The sequence below is a fragment of the Diaphorobacter aerolatus genome (assembly GCF_014489535.1).
Taxonomy (GTDB): Bacteria; Pseudomonadota; Gammaproteobacteria; order Burkholderiales; family Burkholderiaceae_C; genus Diaphorobacter_A; species Diaphorobacter_A aerolatus.
Map to the genome: position 1 here is coordinate 1,694,014 of NZ_CP060783.1, position 14,913 is coordinate 1,708,926.

A 14,913-nucleotide genomic window follows, 5' to 3' on the forward strand; every position below is an offset into this window, starting at 1 on the left:
GTCTGTGAACGCATGAGCCTCGTGCGCGCCACAGGCCGGGCGCAACTCCAGCGCCGGGAGTGGTCATTGCTTGCCGTGGTGCTGCTCAGCCTGGTCACCTGGCTATGCGTGACCGGTGCGCTTGAACGGGTCGACCATCTGATTCACGATGCCGGTGGCCGTCTGCATGCGCCAGAGCCCAATCGCGACATCGTCATCGTCGCCATCGACGACCGAAGCATCGAAACCATCGGCCGCTGGCCATGGCGGCGCGCGCTGCACGCGCAGCTTCTGGAGCAGATCACCGCCCAATCTCCCCGTGCCGTCGGTCTCGACGTGCTGTTCAGCGAACCCGATGCCGACTATCCCGGCGACGACCTGATCCTGTCGCAGGCCATTGCGCGCAACGGCAGCGTGGTGCTTCCCGTGATCCGCAGCACCGACGATACGGTCGCCGCCATCGACGCGCCATTGCCGGTGATCCGCGAAGGTGCCGCGCAACTCGGACACGTGCATGTGCAGGTGGATTCCGATGGCGTTGCACGGCGCCTCTACCTGTTCGAGGGGCCTGAAAACGCATTGCGCCCGCACTTCAGCCTTGCCATGGAGTGCGCCGCGCGGGCGCGCGGCTACCCCGGCTGCTACGGCGCGAACGTGCCTGCCGCAGGCGAGGCATGGAAGCGTGACAAGCTGCGCGTGATTCCGTTCGCCAAGGGCTCCTCGTCCGGCCCCACGTTCACGACCTATTCGTACATCGACGTGCTCATGAAACGCACGCCCCCCGATGCGTTTCGCGGCAAGTACGTGCTGGTGGGCGCCACGGCCACGGGGCTGGGCGACATGTTCGCCGCGCCGGTGGGTCCCGAAGCAGACCGCATTCCCGGCGTCGAACTCGTGGCACATGTGCTCAACGCGCGCATGAACGGCATTCGCATCATGCCGGCGCCGCTGTCCTGGAATCTGGTGTTCAACCTGCTTCCGGTAGCCGCCGCGCTGATGGCGGTACTGCTGCTCGGCCCGTTTGCGGCGCTGGTTGCCTGCGCGCTCATGTTTCTGTTCATGCTGCTGGTCGGGGCCGTGACCACGCTCGCCACCGGCTGGCAGTTTTCGCCCGCCTCGGGAATGATGGGCGTGCTGCTCAGCTATCCGCTGTGGAGCTGGCGGCGACTCTCGGCCGCCGCCATGTTCCTGAGCCAGGAAATGCACGACCTGATGCAGGACGGCGTGAAGCTGCCCGCGCCCGTGATCACGCGCGCCAACCGCATACTGCCCAGCGATTTTCTGGAGCGGCGCATCCACGCGGTCGAGCAGGCCACGCAGCAATTGCGCGAACTGCACCACTTCGTGAGCGACAGCCTGCGCCAACTGCCCTCGCCCACTTTCGTCTGCGACAGCCTGGGCGTCATCACGCTCGCCAACGCCGCAGCCATGCGCATGGTGGACGACATCACGATCGATCCCGTGGGTCACGCGCTTGCCGAACTGCTGTCCGACGTGGTGCACGCCGAATCGGGCATCCCGCTGCTCTCGCTCAATCCGCTCAAATGGACCGAAATCCCGAGCCAGCAGGAATGCCGCGACGACAAAGGCCGCTACTTCCTGCTGCTGTGCAAGCCGTTCGCGGCCAGCACCAATGCCGGGTGGCTCGTCACACTCGTCGATCTGACCGACATGCGCCGCGCGCAAAAGCAGCGCGACGAGGCGCTGAACTTCATCTCGCACGACATACGCTCGCCCGTGGCGTCCATCATCACGTTGATGGAGATGCACCGCGAGTATCCCGATCAGGTGCCGTTCGCCGAGCTGCTCCCGCGCATCGAACGCTATGCGCAGTCCTCGTTGTCGATGGCCGAGGGCTTTGTGCGCCTCGCGAGTGCGCAGTCGCAGAGCTACACGCTCACGACCTTCGATCTGGCGGCACTGCTCGAAGAATGCGTGGACGACGCCTGGGCCGGTGCGCGCGAAAAGCTTGTGCAGGTGCGTCTCGAGCACCGGCCCGACACCGCTGCCTGCTGGGGCGACCGCAGCATGATCGGCCGCGCCATCGGCAACGTGATGAGCAACGCGCTCAAGTTCAGCCCGCCGCAGTCCACGGTGCATTGCAACCTGTTCAACGACGGCACCGACTGGGTGATCTGCATACGCGACGAAGGCCCGGGCATTCCCGCCGAAAAGCGCACCTCGCTGTTCGAGCCGTTCCGCCGACTGCATGAAAACAGTCACCCAGGCATCCAGGGCATCGGTCTCGGCCTCGCGCTGGTGAACACGGTGATCCAGCGCCACGGCGGGCGGATCGACGTGGTGAGCGAGCCTGGTGCGGGAACCGAGTTCCGCCTGCATGTGCCGACCGCGATGCCCGATGCGCCCTGAGCTTGCATGACGCCAACGAAAAAGCCCCAGAACATCCCTGTCCTGGGGCTTGACGTTTGGTGCGGCTGGCAGGAATCGAACCCACGACCCCTTGGTTCGTAGCCAAGTACTCTATCCAGCTGAGCTACAGCCGCTTGCTGAGCGTCGAATTATAGCGGGGTTTTTTCGACCCAAGGCAAATTCGCCGGGATTTTCAAAAAACTTCCCCGCCGCCCTTCGCTGGGCACCGATGCGCACGACCGCTTCAAGGTGCAAATCCGCTTGCCCGCCACCCCGGATTTCGACCATGATGCAAAAAACAAGCAAGCAACGATGACGGATTCGAGAACACCTGCACATGCGGCGACGCCATCGGGCGCGATGTGGGAGCAATTGTTCCATCGCAGTGCCAAGCCCGGCCTGAGCCTGCAAGGCCAGATTCGCGAGATGATCGTGAGCGCCATTCTCACGGGCGTGCTGACTCCCGGCGACCCCGTGCCGTCGAGCCGCGAACTGGCCCGCCATCTGAGCGTGGGGCGCATCACCGTGGTGCTGGCCTATCAGCAGCTCACCGAGGAAGCGTTTCTGCTGAGCCGCCAACGCAAGGGGCATTTCATTCATCCCGACGTGCTGCAGGGACGCTCGCTCAAGGCCGCGACGCAGTCCGCCGCGCCCGCAGGCGACGAGCCCGCCATCCACCCCGCCGACTGGAACCAGCGCCTGTGGCTGCGCCCGAGTCAGCAACGCAGCATCGTCAAGGAGCAGCACTGGCAGGACTATCCCTATCCGTTTCTCTACGGCCAGTTCGACAAGGACCTCTTTCCGATGGCCGCTTGGCGCGAATGCTGCATCAAGGCGCTCAGCGTGCTCGACATCCAGCAATGGGCGCCCGACTACATCACGCGCGACGACGACAGCCTGATCCACGAGATCCAGACCAAGGTGCTGCCGCGCCGCGGCGTATGGGCCTCGCCCGAGGAAATCATCATCACCGTCGGCGCGCAGCACGCGCTCTACATGGTCGGCGATCTGCTGCTGCGCGACGATTCGCACGTCGGCATGGAAGACCCGGGCTACCCCGATGCGCGCAACGTCTTCTCCAGCCGCACCTCGCAACTGAAGTTCATGCAGGTCGACGGCGACGGACTGCCGCTGTCGGGCGATCTGCGGGATCTGGACTATCTCTACGTCACGCCCAGCCACCAATGCCCGACCGGCGTGACCATGCCGCTTGAGCGCCGCCACGCGCTGCTCAACATGGCGCATGAGGAAGACATCATCCTCATCGAGGATGACTACGAGAGCGAAAGCAGTTTCGACGAGCAGCCGGTTCCCGCGCTCAAGAGCCTGGATCGCAGCAACCGGGTGATCTATGTGGGCAGTCTCTCCAAGAGTCTCGCACCGGGGCTGCGCATCGGCTACATCGTCGCCGCGCCCGAGCTGGTGCTGGAGCTGCGCGCGCTGCGCAGGCTGATGATTCGCCACCCCACCACGTTCGTGCAACGCACCCTGTCCATGTTCCTTTCGCTCGGGCACTACGAAGCGCAACTGCGCCGTCTCGCGCAGGCACAAAAGGACCGGCACACGGCGCTGATCGCCGCCATGAACGATTACCTGCCCGAATGCCGCATCACGCCGGTGCGCGGCGGCGGCTCCTGCTGGGTGCAATTGCCCGACCACGTGTCGGCCCTCGCGCTCGCTCGCAGCGCGGCCGGGCACGGCGTGCTGATCGAGCCGGGCGACGTCTTCTTCAAGTCTTCCGTCGCACCGGGCAACTTCGTTCGACTTGGCTACCAGTCCATCCCGACGCACAGGATTTCCGACGGCATACGGGCGCTTGCAGAGGCCATGCGCGAGGTCTGAACACCACGGATTGCCGACTCAACCCGCCTTGGCGAGCGCCGGGCGGTTCTTGCGGAAAGCGTTCTTCACGGCGATCCTGCCGTCCTTGAAGGTGAAGACATCGACCATGCGAGCCTCCACGCGCGAGCCGTCGGCGGCCGTGCCTTTGAAGGTGCTCTCGGAGACGCCGCGATCACCATGCACCCAATGGTCGCCATCGACCCAGGCCGCATCGGGGAACGCACCCCACGCGGCCATGAAGCCTTCGCGTACCTGATCGCGACCCACAAAGCTCTTGCCCAGCGCGTCCGGTCCGGCGACGGCATGGAACACGCAGTCGTCGGACATGAAGCCCATCAGCGCGTCGATGTCGTGATCGTTCCAAGCCTGCGCAAAGCGTGCCAGAAACTGCGCATCGGGCTGGTTGGCGTTGCTGCTCATGGGATCTCCTTGTCCTTCAAAAAATGGGCCGCGGCCCGGAGCGGGCACACGGCAAAACGAAACGATGGATGGCATGTTGGGCACGCCGGCGGCGCTTTCGTAGAACCACGGCCCACCTATCGTTAAGTCCAGCGGCTCGATGGCGAAAAAATTCGCAGGTCTGGACCTATGAATACCTCCACGCTGGCGCTAACCGCCCGCCAGATGGCTCGATATGCTGACCATCGCAGCCATCGGATGCCTGTACGACGCGCGCTGGCTTCCCGGTTTTCACGACATTTGAACGATGACGCCGCCCGCATTCAGCGACTGCGGCGCGCAAGGAGACGACCCATGAAGGCAGAGGACGTGCGCGAGAGCTACATGCGCCCCTACGATCCGCAATACGACCCGCTGGTCATGGCCACGCCCGGCCAGGGCACGGGTTACGCGCCGACGTACTGGGTGGCAACCGCGGGCGTGCCGCCGCAAGATGATGGTCCGATTCACGGCGACGTCGAGGCCGATGTGGTGATCGTGGGCTCGGGCTTCACAGGTCTCAGCACCGCGCTTTTTCTGGCACGCGAGCATGGCATCAAGGCCATCGTGCTCGAAGCGAACCAGAGTGCCTGGGGCTGCACCAGCCGCAACGGCGGTCAGGGCCAGAATGCCAGCGGACGCCTGTACCGCTCGGGCTGGATCGAGCGCTGGGGCAAGGAGACCGCGCTCAGGCTCGACGCCGAAATCCGCAAAGGTTTCCAGACCTTCAAGGACCTCGTCGCCGAATTTCCCGAGTGCGAACCACAGCCCGGCGGACATCTCTACATCGCCCATCGCGAAAAGAAGATGGAGTTTCTCCGCAACGAGACCCGGCTCATGCGCGAGGTGTTCGGCTACGACGCAAAAATGCTCAGCAAGGAAGAAGTGCAGCACGACTGGGTCAACGATGCCGACAGCTTCGGTGCCATGCACGAGCCCGACGGCATTGGCGTGCATCCGCTCAAGCTCGCGTTTGCCTACATGCGCAAGGCACGCTCGCTCGGCGTCAAGGTCCATCCCGCGAGCCCCGTGCTCGACGTGGAGACGCGGGCGGCATTCACTACCTGCGCACACCCGGCGGCATCGTCAAGGCGAGGTCCGTGGGCTTTGCTACCGGTGGCTATACCAGCAACAAGCTGCACTCGAGCCTGCGCAACAAGATCATGCCGATCCTCTCGAACTCGCTGGTCACGCGAGCGCTCACGCCCGAAGAGCTGGCGGCCACCAACTTCAAGACCACGCAGGTGATCACCGATACGCGCACGCTGCGCTTTTACTACCGGCGCCTGCCCGACAACCGCGTGCAGATCGGCAGCCGCAGTTCCATCACGGGCGCGGATGCTCCCAACCCCGTGCACATGGCCAAACTGGTCGACGGGCTGCATCACAAGTTCCCGGCGCTCAAGGGCATACAGATCGACTACTCGTGGTGGGGCTGGGTCGATGTGAGCCACGACATGATGCCGCGCATCACGCAACCCGATCCCGCGCAGGCCATCTACTACGCCGTTGGCTATGGCGGCAATGGCGTGTCGTTCTCCGCGCACGCCGGCCGCCGCATGGCGCAACGCATCGCGGGCCAGCATCTGAAGGTGTTCGACCTGCCGATCTACAACTCGCCGCTCGAGTACCCGAACGTCTTCAACGCGGTGCGCGCGGAAGCGTTTGCACCGTTTCGACGCGTGGGCCAGCGCTTCCTCTACCACTGGTATCACCGACAGGACGAACAGGGCTGATCGTGAATCGCACGGCGCCAGGCAATCCCCGTGCGTTGAGTGAACACCAGGCTCCAATCAGTGAAATCACCTACTTCGGTTCACGCGGGCGTCAAGCGCTCTTATTGCGGATGCAGCAAAAGGCCGCAAGGTCACTGTTGGCAAAGACCGGCGCCATTCAAATGCATAGCGCCAGCGGCTAGGCATGCAGACAGCCGTTCGGCGATCCGCCTTCGCGTGCTCGACTGGACCTAACGATAGAGGACAACTGGCCCTACATCCTTGAAGGTGTTGCTCACTACATTCAAGTTTGAAAGCTCGGCAGATCTTGTGGGCGGACTTTCGGTTCCAACGTATTGGTTTCAAAACAATGGAGACAAGCAAAATGACAATGCAAAAAAGATGGGTTCTGAAGGTCGGCATCGCAGCAGCGGCGCTCGCGCTTGCAGGCGTGCCCGGGCTCGCCGGCGCGCAGCAGAAGACCGTGACCTTCGCCAACCAGGACATGCTGGTGCCGCTGCGCCTGATCATGGAGTCCGGCGAGGTCGAGAAAGAAACCGGCTACAAGATCAACTGGCGCATGTTCTCGGGCGGTGGCGACGTGATTCGCGCGATGGCGTCGGGCGACGTGCAGATGGGCGAGCTGGGTTCGAGCCCGCTGACCGCCGCCGCGAGCCAGGGGCAGGACATCAAGCTGTTCTGGATTTCAGCGGACATTGCCAGCGCCGAAGCATTGGTGGCGCGCGATGGCAGCGGGATCACCAACTTCAAGGGCATGGAGGGCAAGCGCATCGGCGTGCCCTTCGTCTCCACCGCGCACTACCAGTTGATCGCCGCGCTCGGCAAGGAAGGCGTGGACGCGCGCAAGGTCAACATCATGAACATGCGTCCACCGGAAATCGCTGCCGCGTGGGAGCGCGGTGACATCGACGGCACCTTCGTCTGGGACCCGGTGCTCGCCAAGGTCAAGCAAAAGGGCAAGGTGCTGGCCACGTCGGGCTCGATTGCGCAGATGGGCTTTCCGACGTTTGAGGGCGTGGTCGTCACCACCAAGTTCGCACAGGAGAATCCGGAGTTCATGGTCGCCTTCGTGAAGGCGCTGAACCGCGCAAGCACGCAGGTGCGAGACAACCTGGCCAAGTGGAATCCCGACTCCGCCGAGGTGAAGGCCATCGCCAAATGGTGCAAGGCCGACCCGAAGGACGTTCCTGCGGCCATGGCGCTCTACAAGTTCCCGAGCGCCGATGAGCAACTCACCGCGCAGTGGCTCGGGGGCGGCGCGGCCAAGGCCATGTCCAACACCGCGACCTTTCTGAAGTCCCAGGGCCGCATCCAGGAAGTCAAACCCGACTACTCGGCGTTCGTCACCGACGCCTATGTGAAGAAGGCGCTGGGCAAGTAGCTGCCCGTCTCGCGCAGGCTGTCGCCCGAATGTGCTGATCCGTGACGGCGACGGCTCTCGATTTCTTCACATCGTCTCAAGGAGAGCTTCTGTCATGCCTACCCTGGAAATATGCGAGCTGACCGTCAACTACGAGGTCAAGGGCGGACACCTGCAAGCCCTGGCTCCGGTCAATCTGACCATGAATGACGGCGATTTCGTCGTCGCGCTCGGCGCATCGGGCTGCGGCAAGACCACGCTGCTCAACTGCATGGCTGGATTCCTGGCTCCATCGAGCGGCGAAATTCTGCTCGACGGCAAGCCCATCGACGGCCCTGGCGCCAATCAGGGCGTGGTGTTTCAAAAGCATGCGCTCATGCCCTGGCTGAACGTGGTGGACAACGTCGCGCTCGGCCTGCGCATGCGCGGCGTCGACCACAGGACGCGCATGCAGATCGCCGAGGAAAAACTCGGCCTGGTGGGGCTTCAGAACTACACCCAGCGCGCGGTGTATGAGCTCTCGGGCGGCATGCAGCAGCGCGTGGGGATTGCACGCGCGCTCGCCAACGACCCCGCGTTGTTGCTCATGGACGAGCCCATGGGTGCGCTCGATGCGTTCACGCGCGAACAGGTGCAGGAGATTCTGCTCAAGGTCTGGAAGGCCACCCACAAGATGGTGTTCTTCATCACCCACTCGGTCGAAGAGGCGCTGTTTCTTGCCAGCCGCCTGATCGTGATGAGCCCGAGCCCGGGCCGCATCTCGCACGTCTATGAAGACATGCCCTTCTGTCACGAATTCCTGCGTACCGGCGATGCCCGCACGGTCAAGTCGCGTCCCGATTTCATCAAATTGCGCGAAGAGGTGCTGAGCCTGATTCACCACCGGGAGCCTGCCCATGTCTGAAGTTGCCACGCTGGACCAGATTCCTCAAGCCAGCACCCACAAGGCCGTGCGCGTGAGCCCGCAGCAGACGCCACCATCGCAACCCAAGGGGCCCGTCAAAACCAGCCGTTTCAAGACGCCCGGCGAAGGCTCGAGCGTCGGCATCAGCATCGTGACCGTGGCCGTGCTGTTGTCGCTGTGGTTTGCGGCGACCAATCTGGGCTGGGTCAAACCGCTGTTCCTGCCAAGCCCGCAGGCGGTGTTCCAGCAGTTCTACGAATACCTGACCGGGCAGGCCAACGACAAGCCGCTGTGGCAGCATTTCTCCGCAAGCCTGCTGCGCGTGACCGTGGCCTTCTGGCTCGCCTTCATCGTGGCCGTGCCGCTCGGCATCGCCATGGGCATGTCGCGCATTGCGCGCGGCGTCTTCGATCCGCCGATCGAGTTCTATCGTCCGTTGCCACCGCTGGCCTATCTGCCGCTGATCATCATCTGGTTCGGCATCGATGAGACGCCCAAGATTCTGCTGATCTTCCTGAGCTGCTTTGCACCGCTCGCGCTCGCCGCGCGCTCTGGCATGCGAAGCGCCGCGCAGGAGCAGATCAATGCGGCCTACTCCATGGGCGCGAGTTACTGGCAGGTGATCCGCTACGTGATCATTCCCGCCGCGCTGCCGGACATTCTGGTGGGCATGCGCATCGCCATCGGCTTCGGCTGGACAACGCTGGTCGCCGCGGAAATGGTGGCCGCAAATGTCGGCCTCGGCCAGATGGTGCTGAATGCATCGAACTTTCTGCGCACCGACATCGTGATCATGGGCATCATCGTGATCGGTGTGGTGGCTTATGTTTTCGACTTGTTCATGCGGTGGGTGGAGAAGCGGCTGGTCCCGTGGAAGGGACGTATGTGACCAGAAAATGATGGGGTGGTAAGCAAGGGCGGCTGCAGTTTTAGCCGCCCTTTTCTCTATCCGGCGATGTCAGGCGTTGCTGTGCTCGGCGGCGTTGGCAGCCGCTTCGTTGATCGCCTTGACGCGGCTTGGAACCAGCTCCCCTGCGGATTCGAGGATCGGATAGGCAATCGAGCAGATCAACGAGTTGATGCGCTTGAGGTCGCTGATCAGATCGATGTGCAACGAACTGGTCTCGATGCTGTACACGGTGTTGTCCGACAGGCGCGCCAAGTGGGTCGTGGAGTAGGTCCGCTCGAGGTCGCGAAAGCGCACCTTCTCTTCCAGCAGGCGCTTGGCGTCGCGCACGTTGCCGTTCAGGAACACGCTCATGCCAAGCCGCAGGTTGCGGACCAGGCGGCCATGCAGCTCGGCGATCTCGGCCATACCGGCATCGGAGAATTTGCGGCCCTTCTTGATCTTCTTGTCCTCGATGTCGATGATCACGCGCTCGATGACGTCGCCGATCTGCTCCATGTTGATCGTGAAGCTGATGATGTCCGCCCAGCGTCGGCTCTCGTCTTCACCCAGCGCCTCGCGCGAAATCTTGGTGAGGTAGTACTTGATGGCCGAGTAAAGCTGGTCCACCTCGTCATCCATCTTGCGGATGCGCTCGGCCTGCAATTGGTCGTTCTTCTCGATCACGTCGAGCATGCCCGTGAGCATGGTCTCCACCACGTCGGCCTGATAGAGCGCCTCGCGCGCCGCGCAGGAAATGGCGAGCGACGGCGTCGAGAGCGCAGAGGGATCGAGATGCTGCGGCCGCCGCGGCTTGTTGTCCACCGGCTTGGGCATCAGCCGGGTCATCAGCTCGGCGACCCATTGCGTGAAGCCGATGAATCCCACGCTGATGATGATGTTGTAGGCCAGATGAAACAGCACCACGCTCTGTCCGACGTTGGGCAGCAGCGGTTGCACATACCTCATCCAGGCGCCGATGAAGGGCGTCATGATGATCACGCCCAACACCTTGAACACCATGTTGCCCACGGTGACCTGCCGCACCTCGACGGACGACTTGGCCGTGGTCATCACGGCCAACAGGCCGCTGCCCAGATTCGCGCCCAGCACCAGACCCAGCGCCACATCCACCGGCACCACGTTCGACGCCGCCATGGCCGAGATCAGCAGCACGATGGCCAGGCTGGAATAGGCCACGACCGCGAGCACGCAGCCCATCACCAGCTCCATGAAAATGTCGCTGCTGATGGAGCTGAGCATCGCCTTGATCACCGGCGACGCGAGCATCGGCTCGCTGGCCTGCACCACCATGTCGAGCGCGAGCAGCATCAGCCCGAGCCCGATCAGCACGCGCCCGACGCGGCCTGCAGTGCTCGCCTGGCGCGTCACGAACAGGATCACGCCCACCAGAATGAATACCGGCGAGAGCCACGAAAGGTCGGTCGAGAACAGCACCGACATCAGCGCCGTTCCGACGTCCGCGCCGCGCATCACGGCCAGCGCTGCCGGCAGCGCGATCAGGCCCTGGCCGACGAAGGACGAGGTCATCAGCGAAGTCGCGGTGCTCGACTGCACCAACGCCGTGACACCCATGCCGGACAGCGCCGCCGTGAAGCGGTTGCCCATGCTGCGCGCCAGAAGCGACCGGAGGTTAGCGCCAAAAACGCGCAGCACGCCGGTCCGCACCAGGTGGCTTCCCCACACCAGTAGCGCGATGGCGGCTAAAAGATTCAACAAATGCTTCACTGTCTTTCGAGTCTACAACCATGTGACAGTTGTGTGTCCTTTGCGGATTTTTGTTCGCAATGCACGTGAAATCGCGCCAGGATGCGGTTCAGTCGATCAGCTTGCCACCGTCGTGAAACGGAAACGGTCCCTCGAAAGCGCCACTGGCCGCGAGATGCGAAACCAGCCGCCCGCCCTTGGGCAGCGCATGCAGCGCATAGGCTGGCGGCTCGTACGTCCACGCGGAAGCGGCGTCCGGGTCGAGATCGAGGCACACCTGGTGCGCGGGCGATGGCACGGTCGATGCAATCGTTCCGCCGAAGCGCACCTGGATGCTGCGGTGGAGGTGACCGCAGATCACGCGTTCCACGTTGAGATGGCGCGCGACGATGGCCTCGAGTTCCGCCGCACCGCTGAGCAGGCCGATCTTGTCCATGTGGCCGATCAGCGTGCGAAACGGCGGGTGGTGCATGGCGATAACCACCGGCTTGTGGCGCTGCCGTTCAAGCTCGGCCGCAAGCCATTCAAGACGTCGCGCGCACAGCGTGCCGTGGCTTTCACCGGGCGTGACGGTGTCGAGCGTGACGAGTTGCAGATCGCCGATCGGCACGCTGTATTGCACGAACTCGCCATTGCCCAGATACGCATGCGCGGGGAAGCTCGCGCGCAGTTGCTGCCGTTCATCGTGGTTGCCGGGCAGCAGATACAGCGCGACATCAGCCAGCGGCGCGAGCAGCGATTGCAGGTGCTCGTACTCGGCCGCGCGCCCGAAATCGGTGAGGTCGCCGGTGATGACGATCGCATCGGGCCGCTGCGGCTGGCGCAGGATCGTCTGCACGGCCTGCGCGAGATACGGCGCGGTGTTGATGCGGCCGTAGGCTAGGCGGCCCGGCTCGCGGATGTGCGGGTCCGAGAGCTGCAGCAGCAGGGTCATGTCGCGTTTGTGATCGTTCATCGGGTATCGGTCTCCAGCATGGGCATCAGATGTTCGGGCGCGATGCGGATGCCCACCACCTCGCCCTCGCGCGCCGCATGGTCGCGTTCCACGTCGGCCAACAGTGTGCCCTGTCCCGCGACGTCCAGCGTGAGTTGCACGCGGTCGCCGAGGAAATTGCGCCGCTGCACCTCGGCGCGGCCCCAGCCGGACTGAGGATTGCCGATCTCGATGTCTTCGGGCCTGACCAGCACCGAAGATGCCATGGTCGGCCCCTGCATGCTCACGCCCCCGAGATCGAGCATGCCGTTGGCCGATGTCGCCAATCGGTTCACGCGCCCCAGAAACGAAGCGACGAACGGATGAGCGGGCGTGCGATACAGCGTCTCGCCATCGCCCACCTGCACGATGCGCCCTGCCTGCATGACGGCGAGACGGTCGGCAATCGCCAGCGCCTCCTGCTGGTCATGCGTGACGTGCACGGCGGTGATGTGCAGGCGGCGCAGCAGATCGGCAAGCTCATCACGCAGCGATTCCTTGAGCTTGGCATCGAGTGCGGTCAGCGGCTCGTCCAGCAACAGCACGCGCGGCCTGGCCGCCACGGCACGCGCAAGGGCCACGCGCTGGCGCTGTCCGCCCGAGAGTTCGGCGGGGCGCTTTTTCTCCAACCCGTTGAGGCGCACCAGATCGACCAGTTCGCCGACGATGCGCTGGCGCTCGGCTTCGGGCGTGCCGCGAATCCTGAGCCCGTAGCCGATATTGGCCTGCACCGACATCTGCGGGAACAGCGCGTAGTGTTGAAACACCATGCCGACGTTGCGTTGCTCGATGGGAACCTGGGTCACGTCGGTGCTGCCGAAGCGGATGCGGCTGCCGACGTCGGGCGCCTCGAGCCCCGCGATCAGGCGCAGCAGCGTTGTCTTGCCGCAACCCGAGGGCCCCAGCAGCGCGAGCACCTCGCCGGGCTCGACCACCAGATCGGTGGGCAGCAGCCCGCGCGTGCCGTCGGCATAAGTCTTCGCGCAGTTGGCGATGTCGATGCGCGTGCGTTCAATTTCCATGATGTTTTCCGATCAGCGTGCCGATGGCCTGAAGCGCCCACAGCACGGGCAAAATCACCAACAGAAAGACCAGCGTGTAGGCGGAGCCAACCTCGATGCGCATCGACGCGTAGCTGTCGGCGAGACCTACGGGCAACGTGCGCGTGAGCGGCGTGTGCAGCATCCACGTGAGGTTGAATTCACCCACGGAGAGCGTGAACACCATCAGGCTACCGGCGATGATGGCCGGCAGCACGGCCGGCACCAGCACGCCGAGAAAGCGCTGCGCAAAGCTCGCGCCGAGCGAACGCGCGGCCTCTTCGAGCGCCAGCAGTTCATGCTTTTGCAGCGCAGACGATACGGTGCGCACCATGAAGGGCAGCGTGAATACCATGTGACCGACCAGAATGAACGCAAAGCTCTGGCGAAAACCCTGGAGCGTTCCATACGCAAGAATCAGCGCGAGTGCACTCGCAAGTCCCGGCACGGCCACCGGCAGCGTGAGCAACTCCTCGAACCCTCGCGCCCATCGTGATCGGCTGCGTGCCAGCATGTAAGCACAGGGTACGCCGATCAGCAGGTTGCCGATCACGCAGATCGCGGCAATCGCGAGCGACCACGCGACGGTATTACCGTAGGTATCCCAGACTTCGAGCAGCCAGCGCGTGGTGAAACCGCTTTTGATTCCGGCACTGTAGTTGTTGACCAGACCTGCCATGACGGAGAGCGCTATCGGCGCGATCATGAACACTGCCACGAGCGCCGTCAGCAGCATCAGCGAGAGCGGTGCCTGCCGGGCGTTTCGCAATGTCTGCATCTTCTGCATATGCCGCCTTTCTTTCGTGTTCAGATCGCCGCGCTGCCGGACGCGCGTCGCGACAGCCACAGCACCGCCCAGGTGATCACACCGAGCGCAATCGAGAGACTGGCCGCGAGCGAAAAATTGGCGTAGTTGGTGAACTCGTTGTAGATGGTGATCGGCAGCACCTCGAACTTGGCAGACAAGGTGAACGCCGTGCCGAACGCGCCCATGGCGGTCGCGAACACGATGGCACCGCAGGCGAGCGTGGTCGGTGCGAGCTCGGGAATCCACACGTCGCGCGCGACGCGCCAGCGCGATGCTCCCATCGACCGCGCGGCCTCTTCGAGCTGCGCGTCCATCGCTTCTGCGGCTGCGGTGTAGGTTGCAATCGCGCGCGGCAACGAGAAATACAGGTAGGCGAGAAACAGCCCGAGCAGTCCATAGGCGAACGTGACCCGTCCCCATCCAAGCGAGTTGCTGATGTCGGCGAGCACGCCCTGCCGACCACCGAGCAGAATCATGAAGAAGCCAATGATCACGCCCGGAAACGAAAGCGGCAGCGTGAGCAGAGACAGCAGCAACTGCCTCCCGTGAAAGCGCTGGCGCGCGAGCGTGATTCCCACGAGCGCGCCGATCAACAAGGTGGCGAAGGTCACCGCGAGCGACAGGCCCAGCGTCTGCAACAGGCTTTGCAGATAGCGCGGATTGGTGAGCACCACGAAGTAGGTCGCCCAGCCATCCCTGGCCGGAAGCGCCAGCAGCCTGGCAACCGGCAACAGCCAGAACGCGGCGAAGAACGCCGCCGCCGGTGCCGCGCAGGCCAGCAGCAGCGGGCGCGAGGGTCCGAATCCTGACCGCATGGGTTCACTCCATCCGTCGTTTGAACGTTCGCCG

General features: G+C 63.9%; 11 protein-coding genes, 1 tRNA gene and 1 pseudogene. 6 read left to right on the forward strand and 7 right to left on the reverse strand.

Going from position 1 to position 14,913, the window contains the following annotated elements; all coding sequences use genetic code 11:
* The first annotated feature begins 12 nt into the window (after positions 1-12).
* Positions 13-2,349 (forward strand): CHASE2 domain-containing protein, encoded by a 2,337-nt coding sequence (locus H9K75_RS07900; RefSeq protein WP_187725351.1) that lies wholly within the window; start codon positions 13-15, stop codon positions 2,347-2,349.
* Between the two features lie 57 nt (positions 2,350-2,406).
* Here the strand turns inward: H9K75_RS07900 and H9K75_RS07905 are convergent.
* Positions 2,407-2,483, reverse strand: a tRNA-Arg gene (locus tag H9K75_RS07905).
* A 178-nt stretch (positions 2,484-2,661) separates the two neighbouring features.
* On the opposite strand from H9K75_RS07905, the gene pdxR reads away from it, so the two are divergent.
* Positions 2,662-4,191 (forward strand): MocR-like pyridoxine biosynthesis transcription factor PdxR, encoded by a 1,530-nt coding sequence (gene pdxR / locus H9K75_RS07910; RefSeq protein WP_226858599.1) that lies wholly within the window; start codon positions 2,662-2,664, stop codon positions 4,189-4,191.
* Positions 4,192-4,209: 18 nt separating this feature from the next.
* Here the strand turns inward: pdxR and H9K75_RS07915 are convergent, their stop codons facing one another.
* Positions 4,210-4,611, reverse strand: a complete 402-nt coding sequence (locus tag H9K75_RS07915) for a nuclear transport factor 2 family protein (protein ID WP_187725352.1) — start codon at positions 4,609-4,611, stop codon at positions 4,210-4,212.
* A 333-nt stretch (positions 4,612-4,944) separates the two neighbouring features.
* On the opposite strand from H9K75_RS07915, the pseudogene H9K75_RS07920 reads away from it, so the two are divergent.
* The 4 genes and pseudogenes from H9K75_RS07920 to H9K75_RS07935 all read left to right on the forward strand — a co-directional run bounded on the left by H9K75_RS07920 (position 4,945) and on the right by H9K75_RS07935 (position 9,518).
* A pseudogene (locus H9K75_RS07920) lies at positions 4,945-6,365 on the forward strand (FAD-dependent oxidoreductase).
* Between the two features lie 364 nt (positions 6,366-6,729).
* A complete protein-coding gene (tauA, locus tag H9K75_RS07925; RefSeq protein WP_187725353.1) occupies positions 6,730-7,746 on the forward strand; it encodes a taurine ABC transporter substrate-binding protein in 1,017 nt (338 codons plus the stop codon).
* A 94-nt stretch (positions 7,747-7,840) separates the two neighbouring features.
* Positions 7,841-8,629, forward strand: coding sequence for a taurine ABC transporter ATP-binding protein (locus H9K75_RS07930; RefSeq protein WP_187725354.1), 789 nt, complete (start codon positions 7,841-7,843; stop codon positions 8,627-8,629).
* Positions 8,622-9,518 (forward strand): ABC transporter permease subunit, encoded by an 897-nt coding sequence (locus tag H9K75_RS07935; RefSeq protein ID WP_187725355.1) that lies wholly within the window; start codon positions 8,622-8,624, stop codon positions 9,516-9,518. The genes H9K75_RS07930 and H9K75_RS07935 overlap by 8 nt, the downstream gene beginning before the upstream one ends.
* A gap of 69 nt (positions 9,519-9,587) precedes the next feature.
* Here the strand turns inward: H9K75_RS07935 and H9K75_RS07940 are convergent, their stop codons facing one another.
* The 5 genes from H9K75_RS07940 to H9K75_RS07960 all read right to left on the reverse strand — a co-directional run bounded on the left by H9K75_RS07940 (position 9,588) and on the right by H9K75_RS07960 (position 14,879).
* Positions 9,588-11,264 carry a Na/Pi cotransporter family protein gene (locus H9K75_RS07940; protein ID WP_187725356.1) on the reverse strand — a complete coding sequence of 559 codons (1,677 nt, stop codon included), beginning with the start codon at positions 11,262-11,264 and terminating at the stop codon, positions 9,588-9,590.
* An 88-nt stretch (positions 11,265-11,352) separates the two neighbouring features.
* Positions 11,353-12,177, reverse strand: a complete 825-nt coding sequence (locus H9K75_RS07945; protein ID WP_226858600.1) for a phosphodiesterase — start codon at positions 12,175-12,177, stop codon at positions 11,353-11,355.
* 17 nt (positions 12,178-12,194) lie between these two features.
* Positions 12,195-13,238, reverse strand: a complete 1,044-nt coding sequence (locus tag H9K75_RS25470) for an ABC transporter ATP-binding protein (RefSeq protein WP_187725358.1) — start codon at positions 13,236-13,238, stop codon at positions 12,195-12,197.
* Positions 13,228-14,034, reverse strand: coding sequence for an ABC transporter permease (locus tag H9K75_RS07955; protein WP_187725359.1), 807 nt, complete (start codon positions 14,032-14,034; stop codon positions 13,228-13,230). The genes H9K75_RS25470 and H9K75_RS07955 overlap by 11 nt, the downstream gene beginning before the upstream one ends.
* A 29-nt stretch (positions 14,035-14,063) precedes the next feature.
* Positions 14,064-14,879: an ABC transporter permease gene (locus tag H9K75_RS07960; protein WP_187725360.1), complete on the reverse strand. Its 816-nt coding sequence runs from the start codon at positions 14,877-14,879 to the stop codon at positions 14,064-14,066.
* Positions 14,880-14,913 lie beyond the last annotated feature (34 nt).

What these genes read in the sequence shown, in the direction of transcription:
- H9K75_RS07900 (WP_187725351.1), top strand. Translation starts at nt 13, where the DNA reads ATGAGCCTCGTGCGCGCCACAGGCCGGGCGCAACTCCAGCGCCGGGAG.
- pdxR (WP_226858599.1), top strand. Translation starts at nt 2,662, where the DNA reads ATGACGGATTCGAGAACACCTGCACATGCGGCGACGCCATCGGGCGCG.
- H9K75_RS07915 (WP_187725352.1), bottom strand. Translation starts at nt 4,611, where the DNA reads ATGAGCAGCAACGCCAACCAGCCCGATGCGCAGTTTCTGGCACGCTTT.
- tauA (WP_187725353.1), top strand. Translation starts at nt 6,730, where the DNA reads ATGACAATGCAAAAAAGATGGGTTCTGAAGGTCGGCATCGCAGCAGCG.
- H9K75_RS07930 (WP_187725354.1), top strand. Translation starts at nt 7,841, where the DNA reads ATGCCTACCCTGGAAATATGCGAGCTGACCGTCAACTACGAGGTCAAG.
- H9K75_RS07935 (WP_187725355.1), top strand. Translation starts at nt 8,622, where the DNA reads ATGTCTGAAGTTGCCACGCTGGACCAGATTCCTCAAGCCAGCACCCAC.
- H9K75_RS07945 (WP_226858600.1), bottom strand. Translation starts at nt 12,177, where the DNA reads ATGACCCTGCTGCTGCAGCTCTCGGACCCGCACATCCGCGAGCCGGGC.
- H9K75_RS25470 (WP_187725358.1), bottom strand. Translation starts at nt 13,238, where the DNA reads ATGGAAATTGAACGCACGCGCATCGACATCGCCAACTGCGCGAAGACT.
- H9K75_RS07955 (WP_187725359.1), bottom strand. Translation starts at nt 14,034, where the DNA reads ATGCAGACATTGCGAAACGCCCGGCAGGCACCGCTCTCGCTGATGCTG.
- H9K75_RS07960 (WP_187725360.1), bottom strand. Translation starts at nt 14,879, where the DNA reads ATGCGGTCAGGATTCGGACCCTCGCGCCCGCTGCTGCTGGCCTGCGCG.